A 12947-nucleotide genomic window follows, 5' to 3' on the forward strand; every position below is an offset into this window, starting at 1 on the left:
GGCTCAGCGCGAACGGAGTAAATGTTGCACGACGTAGAAAATCAACGCTGCGGCGTCATCGCCATCGTGGGCGCCCCCAACGCCGGCAAATCCACGCTGGTCAACGCGCTGGTCGGCCAGAAGGTCGCGATCACCAGCCCAAAGGCGCAGACCACCCGTACCCGCGTGATGGGCGTCGCGATCGAAGGTGATACGCAGATCGTCCTTGTCGACACCCCAGGCATCTTCGCGCCCAAGCGCCGCCTCGATCGCGCCATGGTTCAGGCCGCATGGGGCGGCGCGCAGGGCGCTGACCTGATCGCGCTCATTGTCGATGGCAAGGCGGGTCTCGGCCCCAAGATGGAGCCGATCATCGAAGCGCTGACCCACCGGACCGAACGCAAATGGCTGATCCTCAACAAGGTCGATATCGCCATCAAGGAAAAGCTGCTGGTACACACCCAGAAGCTTTATGAGCGGATTGGCTTCGAAGAGACATTCTTCATCAGCGCCGCGACCGGCGATGGCCTCGCTGAACTCAAGACCGCCTTCGCCAATGCCATGCCCGAAGGCCCGTGGCACTTTCCGGAGGACCAGGTTTCCGACGCGACGGACCGCATGCTGGCTGCTGAAATCACACGCGAGCAGCTCTACCACCAGCTCCATGCCGAACTGCCCTACGCCGCCGCCGTCGATACCGAGAAATATAGCGAGCGCGAGGACGGCTCTGTTGAAATCCATCAGCAAATCCTGGTCGCCCGCCCCACCCAACGCGCCATCGTGCTCGGCAAGGGAGGGCAGCGGCTGAAGGAAATCGGGTCGAAGGCGCGCGCGGAACTTGCACAGCTGCTTGGAGTCAAGGTCCATCTCTACCTCCACGTCAAGGTGAAGGAAGATTGGGAAGACGACCGCTTCATCTATCGCGACATCGGCCTCGACTGGGTCGAATGATCACGCCCTGAAAAGGTGCACGCCCGAAACAATCGGCGTGGCGCTTCGTTGACGCGCCATGCTCAAGACCATCGTCGTTGCCGCCCGCGACCGTGAGCGGCTGGCCGAAATCACTGCCGTAGCCACCCGTTTCGGCCTTGACCTGCTCCTCGCCAGAATGGGTCTTGCCAAGGAAAGGGACGGCACATCACCGCCAGACCTGCCCGGCCGCACGCGGCAGGCGCTGGAAGCGCTTGGTCCCACCTATGTGAAACTCGGCCAGATTCTCGCCACCCGCGCCGACCTCCTGCCGGAGGATTGGATATCCGAATTTGAAAAGCTGCATAGCGCAGCGCCTACCCTCGATTTCTCCACGCTGCGTCCCCTGTTGGAAGAGGCATTGGGCGAGCCGGTGGAGACGGCCTTCGCCCGGTTCGATGAGGCCCCCCTCGCCGCCGCCTCCATGGCGCAGGTGCATCGCGCTGCCCTGCACAATGGCCGCGAGGTCGTCGTCAAAATCCGCCGTCCGGGCATACGCAAGTCGATGGAAGCCGATCTCCGCCTCATCTCCCATCTCGCGGGGATCGTTGAGGCGAGCAACAGGGAAGCGCGCCGGTTCCAACCCCGCGCGCTGGTCCAGCAATTGCTGGACACGGTCTTGGAAGAACTGGATTTCACCAGCGAAGGCCGCAATGCCGACCGTCTGCGCGCAGACCTTGCAGAGCAGCCGCGCGTCGTCATCCCCGAAATCCATTGGCCGCTCAGCAGCGAGACTGTGCTGGTCATGGATTATGTCGAAGGCATAGCGCCCCGCAATGCAGAGGCGCTTCGCGCCGCCGGGATCAATCCAGCCGCCATAGCCGATCTCGGCGCCGACCTCGTTCTTGAAATGGTGCTGGTGAATGGCCGCTTTCACGGCGACCCTCATCCCGGCAATCTTCTCTGCCTGCCGGGCGATCGCCTTGCCCTGCTGGACCTTGGCCTTATCGGCCATGTCAGCGCGCGGCGGCAGCAGGAATTTCTGGCCTTCATCCTTTCCCTGCGTTCCAACGACGCGGAAAGGATGGCGGACACGCTCATCGGCTGGCATCAGGGCGACCGACCCTCACGCGAGCGCGTTCTCATGGCGTCGGAGCAGTTGATCGCCCGCCATGGCTCCGGCCCGCTGGTGCTGGGCCGCATGGTCGCCGACTTCTTTCCACTGATCCGCAAGGAAGGGCTGGTCCTGCCACCCGACCTCGCGCTCATCTTCAAGGCGCTGATCACCATGGATGGGGTGCTGGGCACGATTGAGCCGGGCTTCGACTTGTCGCAGGCGCTGCAACGCTCCCGCGCCCGCCTTATTGCTCATCGCCTGACAGCTAGCCAGTCGCCCGAAAAGCTGGTCCCGCTGCTGCTCGAACTGTCGCGGATCGCTGACGACGCCCCCCGCATGCTCCGCGCGCTGACGCGGAAGCTGGAAGCGGAAGGCGCCGCCGCCAATGGACTGACGGACGGAGCGCTGATCACCGCCGCAAAGTGGCTCGCGGCAGCGATCCTGATGTCCGCAGCAGCGGTGACGGCCGGGTTGATGCTTTCCTAGTCCTCGCCTCCGTTCGCCCTGGCCTGCCGAAGGGCTCAGGACGAACGGCAACGGACTTCACTCCGAGGCTACCGCCTTCTTCTTGGCAGGCGCTTTCTTGGCCGCTGGCTTCTTGGCCGCACCATCCTTCTTTGCCGCTGCCTTCTTGGGCGCCGCCTTCTTCTTCCCCTTCTTCGCAGGAGCCGCAGCCGCCCGCGCGTCGATCAACTGTGCCGCCTCTTGCAGCGTCAATGCATCCTGCTCGATCGTCTTGGGCAAAGTCGCATTGGTCGTGCCATCGGTGACATAAGGCCCGTAACGCCCCGCCATCAGCTTGATCTCGGCCTCCGTGCGCGGATGCTTGCCGAGCAGCTTGAGCGGCTCGCGAGACGCTCCACCGCGCGGTCCCTTGTTCGCCGCGTCAGCGAGCTTCGCAACTGCGCTGTTCATCCCCACCTCGAATATCTCGGCGGTGGAGGACAAGCGTCCATATTTGCCGTCATGCAGCAGATAAGGCCCAAAGCGCCCGATATTCGCCACGATCGGCTTCCCCGTTTCGGGATGCAGGCCAACCTCGCGCGGCAGGCTCAGCAGCTTCACCGCCCAGTCGAGCGTCAGTTCGCCGTCCGGAAGATCCTTGGGAATGGACCCGCGCTTGGCCTCCTTGCCCTCGCCCATCTCGATATAGGGACCAAAGCGCCCGGATTTCCGGACGATGTCCTGCCCGGTCTCAGGGTGCTGCCCCAGCACCTCCGGCCCCTTGTCCTCACCATTCTCGCTGCCGCCCGGCTGTCCGAACTTGCGCGTATATTTGCACTCGGGATAGTTGGAGCAGGCGATGAACGCGCCGAAGCGTCCACCACGCAGCGCCAGTTGCCCGTCACCGCACATCGGGCAGGCACGCGGATTGCTGCCGTCCGCCTTGGGCGGGAACAGCATCGGCTCCAGGAATTTGTCCAGTTCGGCGGTGATGTCCGACGGCTTCTGCTCCATGACTTCCGCCGTCTTGGGCTTGAAGTCACGCCAGAAGGCTTCCAGCACCGCCTGCCATTGGGCACGCCCGCCGGAAATCTCGTCCAGCTCGTCTTCCAGACCCGCCGTGAAGTCATAGCTCACATAGCGTTCGAAGAAGCGCTCCAGGAACGCCGTCACCAAACGCCCGCTCTCCTCGGCGAAGAAGCGGTTCTTCTCCACCCGCACATAGTCGCGGTCCTTCAGCACCTGAAGCGTCGAGGCATAGGTGGAAGGGCGCCCAATGCCCAGTTCCTCCAGCTTCTTGACCAGCGATGCTTCCGAATAACGCGGCGGCGGCTGGGTGAAATGCTGCTCCGCCGTCACTTGTCTTTTGGCAGGGGCATCACCGGCGACAAGACGCGGCAGCAGCTTGCTGTCGTCATCCTCCGCGTCATCGCGCCCTTCTTCATACAGCGCCAGGAAACCGGGAAAGATCACTACCTGACCCGTCGCCCGCAACGCATGCTGCCCGGTGCCATCGACCAGATCGATCACTGTCCGCTCCAGCCGCGCCGAAGCCATCTGGCTCGCAAGCGCCCGCTTGAAGATCAGGTCGTAGAGCCGCGCATGATCGCCCGAACCGACCTTGTCCCGCGAAAATTCGGTCGGACGAATGGCCTCATGCGCTTCCTGCGCATTCTTCGCCTTGGTCTGATATTGGCGCGGCTTTTCCGGCAGATATCCGCCATCATAGCGCTCCGCGATCGCCCGCCTCGCGGCGGAAATGGCGCTGCCGTCCATCTGCACGCCATCGGTACGCATGTAAGTGATCGCGCCGTCCTCATAGAGCTGCTGCGCGACCCGCATCGTATGGCTGGCGGAGAAGCCCAGCTTGCGCGCCGCCTCCTGCTGCAACGTCGAGGTGGTGAACGGCGGCGGAGGGTTGCGCGAAACCGGCTTGGTCTCAACCTTTTCGACGGTAAAGCGCCCGGCCTCCACATCCGCCTTTGCGGCCATGGCGTCGCCTTCCTTGCCGATCGTCAGCCGGTCGATCTTCTCGCCCTTCCAGCGCACCAGCCGGGCGGTGAAGCCCTGCCCGCCCTGCTCCATCTCGGCCGCGACTGACCAATATTCCTGGGCCGTGAAGCTTTCGATCTCGCGCTCGCGATCAACAACGAGGCGCAAGGCGACGGACTGAACGCGCCCCGCCGACTTCGCGCCCGGCAACTTGCGCCACAGCACAGGCGACAGGGTAAAGCCCACCAGATAATCCAGCGCCCGCCGCGCCCGATAGGCGTCGATCAGATCCTCGTCCAAAGCACGCGGCTGCGCCATCGCTTCGGTCACCGCCTGCTTGGTGATCGCGTTGAAGGTCACGCGATCCACCTTCTGCGGCAGCGCCTTTTTCGCCCGCAAAACTTCCTGCACATGCCAACTGATCGCCTCACCCTCGCGATCAGGGTCAGTCGCCAGGATCAATCGATCGGCCTTCTTCGCCTCATCGGCTATGGCTTTGAGCTGCTTGCCCTTGTCCCCGTAATTTTCCCATTGCATGGCAAAGCCATTGTCGGGATCCACCGACCCATCCTTGGGCGGCAAGTCGCGGATATGGCCATAGCTGGCGAGGACGTGGAAATCGCCGCCCAGATATTTCTCGATGGTCTTCGCCTTGGCTGGCGATTCAACGATGACAAGCTGCATTCATGCCCCGGTTTTAAAGTGCTCTCACGTACACGCGCGAGTCTGGAAGGCGCTGAGGCCCTGCGTCAAGTGTGTCACGACAGGCTGACCTTGCCCCCCGCATGCCGCTCCAGTCGGCCGGCGAGTTCCAGCTCCAGCAGCACGGTCTGAACGATCGCGGGGCGAAGTGCGGACAGGCGGATCACCTCATCCACCGGCACCGGCGCATGGCCGAGCAGTCCCAGCACCACCTCCCGCTCCTGCCCCGCCACGTCGGACGACACGGGCGCGGCGCCGAAGTCGAGCCGCCCCTGCCGCACCATGCGCGGGTCGATCCCGCCGATCGCCTCGATCACGTCCGCGCCATTTTGCACTAGAGTCGCGCCCTCACGGATCAGCTGGTTGCATCCTTGCGCCCGAGGATCAGCGGGCGACCCCGGCACCGCCATGACCTCGCGCCCCGCTTCGACGGCCAGCCGCGCGGTGATGAGCGAGCCTGACTTCGGCGCAGCCTCTACAACCACCGTTCCGGCCGCCAGCCCGGCGATGATGCGATTGCGCGCGGGAAAATGCCGGGCAAGCGGCTGCGTGCCGGGAGGATGCTCCGTCACCAGCAGCCCAACGCTCGCCACCTGCTCCTGCAACTCGGCATTTTCAGGAGGGAACACGACATCGATGCCGCAAGCGATCACCGCGATCGTGCCCGTCGCCACCGATCCCTGATGCGCCGCCGTATCGATACCCCGCGCAAGGCCGGACACGACCACCGCGCCTTGCTGCCCCAGTTCCTGCGACAGCGTCCGCGCAAAACGGCAAGCGGCGGCAGAAGCGTTGCGCGCGCCCACCATCGCCACGCATTGCCGCCCCGTCAGTCCGACATCGCCCCGCACGATCAGCGCGGGCGGGGAGCCATCCATCTGTTCCAGCAGAAATGGATAATCCTGATCCCCCATCAGCAAGTAGCGCGCGCCAAGCGCCCGGCTGCGGGCAATTTCCTTCTCGACGGCGCCTGCGTCCGCCACAGCCGCCTTGCCGCCGCCCCGCGCAGCCAGTTCAGGGACAGCGCGCAGAGCCTCGCTCGCTTTGCCGAAGCGCGCCATCAACTGCCGGAACGTCACCGGCCCTATGCGGGGCGAACGGATCAGGCGCAGGCGATCGAACCGCTCCTGCTCGCTCACCCCTTCGCCGCCCCGATCTTGGGCTCGGTGCCTTTCGCCAGCCGGGCGATGTTCGCCCGATGCCGCCACAGCAGGATCAGCGTCATCGCCAGCGTGACAGGGACCAGATCGATCCGATCCATGAACCACATCGCAATGGGCGCGCTGATCCCCGCTGCCATCCCGCCGACGGACGACCATCGCGTACCGAACAGCGCACCCAGCCACACGACCGCAAAGACGATCCCGGCAGGCCAGTGCAGCGCCGTCACCACGCCCATCATCGTCGCCACGCCCTTGCCGCCAGCAAAGCGCAGCCACAGCGGATAGCAATGCCCGATAAAGGCCATCGCCCCCGCCATCGGCCCGCCATTGTCGATCAATGCCGCGCCGATCAGCACAGCCGCCGCGCCTTTCAACAGGTCGAGCAGCAATGTAGCCGCCGCCAGCCCCTTGCGCCCGGTTCGCAGCACGTTGGTCGCGCCGATATTGCCCGACCCGATCTGCCGCAAATCCCCGGCTCCCGTGACGCGTGTCAGCAACAGTCCAAAGGGGATAGAGCCCAGCAGATAGGAAATCAGCAGGACGAATGCGGGAAGTAGCCAGGGAGGGTTCATGATCTCGCCGAAATGATTGCGGCGCGACCATAGCGTTGCCGCTGCCGGGGGCAAGCTTTGCATATGCGCTGGAGTGATCAGCCTTATTTGCTTCCGTCATGATTTATCTTCCGTCGTGCCAGCGCAAGCTGGCATCTCCGGAGCAAGTGCACGCCGGATACCCCGAGGCACCCTCACCCGCTGGCATCCCAATCGCTCCAAAATATTGACAGCCCCGCCCTCTCCCGCGACATGTGCGCCATAATGAAGGTCGCACCATCAGCCCCCCTGCTGTTCTTCGATTCCGGCGTCGGCGGGCTCTCCATCCTCGCGCCAGCGCGTGCCGCACTGCCCAACGCGCCGATCGTCTACGCAGCCGACAGCGCAGGCTTCCCCTATGGCACGAAGAGCGAGGCGGAAATCGCCGCTCGCGTGCCCGCGCTGCTCGGCCGCCTGGTCGAACGTTTCCGCCCGCGCCTGGCCGTGATCGCCTGCAACACGGCTTCGACCATCGCGCTGTCCGCCGTCCGGGCCGCGCTCGACATTCCCGTCGTCGGCACGGTTCCGGCGATCAAGCCCGCCGCGCTTCTTTCCAAAAGCCGCGTCTTCGGCGTGTTGGGCACCGATGCCACCGTGCGCCAACCTTATGTCGACCGTCTCACTGCCGAGTTCGGCGCGGATTGCACCGTTTTGCGCCACGGTTCCGCCGCGCTGGTCCAGCTCGCGGAAGCCAAGCTGCGTGGCGAACCGCTAGACCCGGCGATAGCGCGCGATGCGCTCGCGGGCTTGCTCGATCAGCCCGGCGGCGACCACATGGACACGGTCGTCCTCGCCTGCACCCATTTTCCTCTGGTGGAAGCAGAGCTTGCCGCTGCAGCGCCCCGCCCCCTCGCCTTCGTCCATGGCGGCGACGGCATCGCCCGCCGCATCGCTTACTTGACGCAGGGACAGGAATGGCCCGCGTCGCGTTCATCCGGGAAAGCCGTTTTCACCCGGCTCGACAACAGCGTCGCAGCACTCGCGCCCGCCCTCGCCGACTTCGGCCTCACGCACTTGGAAGCTTTGTAAGGGTGGGACCTTTGGTCCACTCGCAAATTCCTCTATCATTGTGATAGGTATTTCTCCCAACCGCTGCGAACGGTTATCGCTGGTAATGGAGCGGCGCAGCGGGTAAACGGCCCGCAAGAGGGGAATGCGGGCCACCAAGGGACTAGGGCGTTACGTGAACTACAAGCATATCTTCGCGCAGGCGATCGACCGGCTTCACAGCGAAGGCCGTTACCGCGTGTTCATCGATATCCTGCGGAACAAGGGTGCCTTCCCGAACGCACGCTGCTTCCACGGTCACAACGGCCCCAAGCCCATCACGGTCTGGTGCTCCAACGACTATCTCGCCATGGGCCAGCACCCAAAGGTCGTCGCGGCGATGGAAGAAGCGCTGCACGATGTCGGCGCAGGCTCCGGCGGCACCCGCAACATCGGCGGCAACACCCATTATCATGTCGATCTGGAAGCTGAACTCGCCAGCCTGCATGGCAAGGAAGGCGCCCTGCTCTTCACGTCCGGCTATGTGTCGAACGAAGCGGCGCTCTCCACGCTCGCCAAGCTGCTGCCCGGCTGCATCGTTTTCTCCGACGAACTGAACCACGCGTCCATGATCGCGGGCATCCGCAATTCGGGCTGCGAAAAGCGCGTCTTCCGTCACAATGACGTCGATCATCTGCGCGAACTGCTCGCCGCCGAAGATCCCGACGCGCCCAAGCTGATCGCTTTCGAAAGCGTCTATTCGATGGACGGCGACGTGGCCCCCATCGCCGAGATCTGCGATCTGGCGGACGAGTTCAATGCGCTCACCTATCTCGACGAAGTGCATGCGGTCGGCATGTATGGCGCACATGGCGGCGGCATTTCCGAACGCGATGATGTCGCGCACCGCCTGACCATCATCGAAGGCACGCTGGGCAAGGCGTTCGGCGTCATGGGCGGCTACATCGCGGCTGATCAGATGATCATCGACGTGATCCGCAGCTACGCACCCGGCTTCATCTTCACGACGTCTCTCTCGCCTGTGCTTGTCGCTGGCGTCCTTGCCAGCGTCCGCCACCTCAAGCAATCCAGCGAAGAGCGCGAAGGCCAGCAGGCCGCCGCCGCCACCCTGAAGCGACTGATGAGGGAATCCGGACTGCCGGTCATGCCGTCCGTCACGCACATCGTCCCGCTGATGGTCGGCGACCCTGTAAAGGCCAAGCGGATTAGCGACATTCTGCTCGCCGAATATGGCGCCTATGTGCAGCCCATCAACTATCCCACCGTGCCACGCGGCACCGAGCGCCTGCGCTTTACGCCCGGCCCGGCGCACACGGTGGAGATGATGCAGGAACTTGTCCAGGCACTGGTCGAAATCTGGGACCGGCTGGAACTGGAGCTCAAGAAGGCCGCCTGACCGGACCTCTTGCGGAACAATAGGGGCATTTCCCATCTTCTTGGATGGATATGCCCCATTGGATCGAACCCCACCCCACCGGGATCTACGTCCGCCCTGCCGACGCCTGGATCGATCCATCCCAGCCCGCAGAGCGCGCGCTCGTTACCCATGGCCATGCCGATCATGCGCGCGGCGGCCATGGCCATGTCTGGGCTACCGAAGAGACGCTCGCCATCATGGCGCTTCGTTATGGCACGGCGAGCGGCACACCCGTCCGCTATGGCGAGCAGGTCCGCATGGGCGGCGTCGACATTTCCTACATTCCGGCGGGCCATGTGCTGGGTTCGGCGCAAATCCTGCTAGAACATGCGGGCGAGCGCGTGGTCGTGACCGGCGACTACAAGCGCCGCCCGGACCCGACCTGCAAGCCGTTCGAGCCCGTCCCCTGCGACATTTTCGTCACCGAAGCGACGTTCGGCCTTCCCGTCTTCCGGCATCCCGACACAGGCAGCGAAGTCGACCGCTTGCTCGCCGCGCTTCACGCGCACCCCGATCGCTGCGTTCTCGTCGGCGCCTATGCGCTGGGCAAGGCTCAGCGCCTGATCTGCGAGGTTCGGGCACGCGGGCATCATGATCCCATCTACATCCATGGCGCGATGGAGCGCATGTGCGCGCTCTACCAGGATTTCGGCATAGACCTTGGTGAACTCCGCCCCGCAACCGGCGTGCCCGCAAAAGAGATGCGCGGCCATCTCATCGTCTCTCCCCCTTCGGCCCTCAACGACCGCTGGAGCCGACGCCTGCCCGACCCGATCACCGCCATGGCGTCAGGTTGGATGCGCGTCCGCCAACGTGCCCGGCAGAAGAATGTCGAACTGCCGCTCGTCATATCCGACCATGCCGACTGGGACGAGCTGACCGATACCATCCGCGAGGTCGCACCCACCGAAACCTGGATCACCCATGGCCGCGAGGAGGCCCTGCTGCATTGGTGCATGATCCACCAGATCCGCGCGAGAGCGCTCGAGCTCGTCGGCCGCGAGGACGAGGATGAGGGATGATGATAGACGACCTTTCTCTCCCGCCGTTCGGGCTGCCCTTCACCTTCTTCAAGAAAGAGGAGCCCTTCGACAAGCGCAGGGCGAACGGGTGAGAGGTTTGGCTCTATGAGACAATTCTCCCAGCTCCTCGACGGCCTCGTCTACACCCGATCCCGCAACGGCAAGCTGGACCTCATCGCTCGCTATATGCGCGAGGCGCCAGACCCGGATCGCGGCTGGGCGCTGGCCGCCCTCACCGGCAATCTCGACATAAAGGCCGTCAAGGCCTCCGCCATCGGAGAGATGATCCGCGCCCGCACCGATCCGGTCCTCTACGAAATGAGCCGCGACTATGTCGGCGACCTCGCCGAAACCGTCGCGCTTCTCTGGCCCAAGAGCGAGGACCAGCCCGCCGAGATAGACGACGGCTCCCTCACCCTCTCCGCCATCATCGATCGCCTGCACAGCGTCAGCCGCGCCGCAGCGCCCGCCACTCTCGCCCAGATGATGGATCATCTCGACACATCGGGCCGCTTCGCCCTGCTCAAGCTTGCAACCGGGGGGCTGCGCGTCGGCATCTCCGCCCGCCTCGCCAAGACCGGCTTCGCCCAGGCCTTTGACCTCGACGTCGATGATGTGGAGGAATGCTGGCATGCCCTCACGCCACCCTATACCGCCCTGTTCGATTGGGCCGAGGACAGATCTGACCGCCCCGATCCAGCAGGCACGCCCTTCTTCCGCCCTTTCATGCTCGCTCATCCGCTCGAAGCTGACAGCGTCGACCTCGCCGACTATGCCGCCGAATGGAAATGGGACGGCATCCGCATCCAGATCGTCGGTACGGGCAAGGAGACGCGCCTCTATAGCCGCGCCGGGGATGACATCACCGGCAGCTTCCCGGAAATCGCCCAAGCCTTCGCCGCCCACGCAGTCCTCGACGGCGAACTCCTCGTCAAAGGCGAGTTCCAGGGAGGCGAGGCAGCCAGCTTCAACGCCCTCCAGCAACGTCTCGGCCGCAAGGCGGTGACGGCCAAGATGATGGCCGACTATCCCGCCTTCGTTCGCCTGTACGACATACTCCTTCACGCCGACGAAGACCTTCGCGCCCTACCATGGGCTGATCGCCGCCCCCGCCTTGAAGCCCTGCTTCCCACCCTCGACCAGGATCGTTTCGACATATCCGCCCTGATAGAGGCGTCAGACTTCGAAGCCCTGGCCGAAATCCGCGCGGGCGCCCGAGACGCCGCGATCGAAGGCGTCATGCTGAAACGCCGCGACAGCCCCTATGTCGCCGGGCGCAAGGCCGCCCTCTGGTACAAATGGAAACGCGATCCGCTGACCGCCGATTGCGTCATGATGTATGCCCAGCGCGGCCACGGCAAACGCTCGTCCTTCTATTCCGACTACACCTTCGGTTGCTGGACGGAGGATGGCGAACTGCTGCCCGTCGGCAAAGCCTATAGCGGCTTCACCGATGAGGAACTGAAGTGGCTGGACCGCTTCGTGCGCAACAACACCCTCAACCGCTTCGGCCCGGTGCGGGAGGTGGAGAAGTCGCTGGTCCTGGAAGTCGCCTTCGACAGCATCCACGACAGCAAGCGACACAAGTCCGGGCTAGCCATGCGCTTCCCAAGGATCGCCCGGATCAGGCGGGACAAACCCGCTGCGGAAGCGGATACGGTCGAGGGATTGCGCAAGCTGGTAAGCTGATGGCCCGCCAGCTTTTCTTGACCAAATCATTTACGGCATGCAGTCCAGACTGACACACTGGGCAATCGCGACGTAGCGGCTGCCGATTGAACGAGAGGAACCCAATGGATAGCCTGATAAGCGCCTTTACCGATCCTACGGCCCTTGCCGCGCTGGTGGCTCTGGTGGTGATGGAGGTCGTGCTCGGCATCGACAATCTTGTCTTCATCTCGATACTGACGAACAAATTGCCGGAGGCGCAGCGTCCCAAGGCGCGGCGGATCGGCATCGGCCTTGCGCTCGGCATGCGGCTCGTGCTGCTTTCGATGATCGCGTGGATCGTCGGGCTTACCAAGCCTGTATTTGACTTGGGGATCAGTGGTCCCTTGGATCAGCATGGTGTCCCGACATTCGAGACGGTATTTTCCTGGCGCGATCTCATCCTTATCGCCGGGGGCCTCTTCCTGATCTGGAAGGCCACGAAGGAAATTCACCACACGGTCGATCCCGTCCACTCCGACGACATTCTCGAAAAGCAAAAGGGCGCGGCGACGCTGAGTTTCGGCAGTGCGATCGTCCAGATCATTCTCCTCGACATGATCTTTTCGCTGGATTCGATCCTTACCGCAGTCGGCATGACGGACAATCTCGCGGTGATGGTGATCGCTGTCCTGGTCGCGGTGACGGCGATGGTCCTCGCGGCCGATCCCCTCGCCAACTTCATTGCCCGCAACCCCACTGTCGTCATGTTGGCCTTGGGCTTCCTGCTGATGATCGGCGCGGTCCTCATCGCCGACGGGTTTGGCGTTCATGTGCCCAAGGGGTATATCTACGCAGCCATGGCGTTTTCGACGTTGGTCGAACTGCTCAATATCTTCGCGCGCAGGGCGGAGGCGCGGAAAAATCGCGCCTGACAAGATGATGGCGCAGCAACTC

10 protein-coding genes are annotated in these 12947 nt (G+C 63.9%); 7 read left to right on the forward strand and 3 right to left on the reverse strand.

What is annotated here, in order from left to right; genetic code table 11:
- The first annotated feature begins 21 nt into the window (after positions 1-21).
- Positions 22-930: a GTPase Era gene (gene era, locus MU848_RS08575; RefSeq protein ID WP_247231190.1), complete on the forward strand. Its 909-nt coding sequence runs from the start codon at positions 22-24 to the stop codon at positions 928-930.
- 58 nt (positions 931-988) lie between these two features.
- The gene (locus MU848_RS08580) at positions 989-2491 is read left to right on the forward strand and encodes an ABC1 kinase family protein (RefSeq protein WP_247231191.1); all 1503 of its coding nucleotides are present in this window, start codon (positions 989-991) and stop codon (positions 2489-2491) included.
- Positions 2492-2548: 57 nt separating this feature from the next.
- Here MU848_RS08580 and topA read toward each other — a convergent pair whose 3' ends face one another.
- The 3 genes from topA to plsY form a co-directional block, all read right to left on the reverse strand.
- The gene (topA, locus tag MU848_RS08585) at positions 2549-5125 is read right to left on the reverse strand and encodes a type I DNA topoisomerase (protein WP_247231192.1); all 2577 of its coding nucleotides are present in this window, start codon (positions 5123-5125) and stop codon (positions 2549-2551) included.
- A gap of 74 nt (positions 5126-5199) precedes the next feature.
- Positions 5200-6282, reverse strand: a complete 1083-nt coding sequence (gene dprA, locus MU848_RS08590; protein ID WP_247231193.1) for a DNA-processing protein DprA — start codon at positions 6280-6282, stop codon at positions 5200-5202.
- Complete coding sequence (gene plsY / locus MU848_RS08595) at positions 6279-6878, reverse strand: glycerol-3-phosphate 1-O-acyltransferase PlsY (RefSeq protein WP_247231731.1); 600 nt, start codon at positions 6876-6878, stop codon at positions 6279-6281. The genes dprA and plsY overlap by 4 nt, the downstream gene beginning before the upstream one ends.
- 243 nt (positions 6879-7121) lie before the next feature.
- Between plsY and murI the strand changes: the two genes are divergently transcribed.
- From murI to MU848_RS08620, 5 genes are all read left to right on the forward strand, one after another.
- Complete coding sequence (murI, locus tag MU848_RS08600; RefSeq protein ID WP_247231194.1) at positions 7122-7925, forward strand: glutamate racemase; 804 nt, start codon at positions 7122-7124, stop codon at positions 7923-7925.
- Between the two features lie 154 nt (positions 7926-8079).
- Positions 8080-9300, forward strand: coding sequence for a 5-aminolevulinate synthase (gene hemA, locus MU848_RS08605; protein WP_097092767.1), 1221 nt, complete (start codon positions 8080-8082; stop codon positions 9298-9300).
- 50 nt (positions 9301-9350) lie between these two features.
- Positions 9351-10343: a ligase-associated DNA damage response exonuclease gene (locus MU848_RS08610; RefSeq protein WP_247231733.1), complete on the forward strand. Its 993-nt coding sequence runs from the start codon at positions 9351-9353 to the stop codon at positions 10341-10343.
- A gap of 105 nt (positions 10344-10448) precedes the next feature.
- On the forward strand, positions 10449-12032 hold the full coding sequence (locus MU848_RS08615) for a cisplatin damage response ATP-dependent DNA ligase (protein ID WP_247231195.1): 1584 nt from the start codon (positions 10449-10451) through the stop codon (positions 12030-12032).
- A 104-nt stretch (positions 12033-12136) separates the two neighbouring features.
- Entirely contained in the window at positions 12137-12925 is a 789-nt protein-coding gene (locus MU848_RS08620) for a TerC family protein (RefSeq protein ID WP_097091506.1), read from the forward strand.
- Positions 12926-12947 lie beyond the last annotated feature (22 nt).

It is taken from the genome of Sphingobium agri, from assembly GCF_023051225.1.
Lineage (GTDB): Bacteria > Pseudomonadota > Alphaproteobacteria > Sphingomonadales > Sphingomonadaceae > Sphingobium > Sphingobium agri.